The 744-nt window shown below is 35.9% G+C and carries 1 protein-coding gene; it reads right to left on the bottom strand.

Going from position 1 to position 744, the window contains the following annotated elements:
* The coding region (locus AC1DUW_RS31325; protein WP_477644511.1) for an AMP-binding protein at positions 1–651 on the bottom strand (651 nt) is incomplete at its 3' end.
* Positions 652–744: the final 93 nt, after the last annotated feature.

Here is a 744-nt window from a genome sequence, read left to right as displayed (position 1 = left end):
CATTTCAAAGCTCTGTACGACGTTGGAGGTCAAGTTATAATGAGTAAGCATAACCCCCTTCATCTTCCCAGTGGTACCACCGGTGTATTGAATAACAGCAGTATCTTCAYAGGGATTTATACATTCAGGCGTTTTAATTGCTTCTCCAAATTCAATCATTGAACGAAGAGAATGAGAGTCATTTTGCTCGTCATCTGTATTAATGCAAGTTACAAAGTCATATATCCCTTTCGTTTCTTCAACTGTATTCGCAGCAGTTTGATCAAACACAATATATTTAGCATTTGAGTCTATTAAAATTTGCAATAGTTCTCTCGGTTTATACATTGGATTCAGCTGTACAACAATAAGCCCAAGCGCCTGAGCAGCGTAATAACTGACAATAAAATAAGGATGATTGGCCATCATCAGACCAATTCGTTCTCCTTTCACGAAACCCAACTCTTTCCATTTTCCTGCAAGTTTGTCTACCTGCAATTTCAGATTTTTATAGTCTATTAAATTGTCTTCAAAAATAATGGCTGTATGATCAGGAAACTTTTTGGCTGTTTTATCAAGTAGTGTATAGACGGATATTTCCGGTAGCTGTAAGAACTTCATTTTTTCTTCATACCATTGCTTCCATGGTTGAGTTACTGTTTTTCGCACCATTTATCCCTCCTCTTAGTAACAAATCTTCATATTTTTCCATTTTCGATTTATACTTATTTATCAATGCAACTTGCATGCCAAGACATATATAGG

This window comes from Peribacillus sp. P4_C12 (assembly GCF_056402095.1).
The sequence above is the reverse complement of the archived record's forward strand: the minus strand, read 5'-3'. Positions and strand labels throughout refer to the sequence as shown.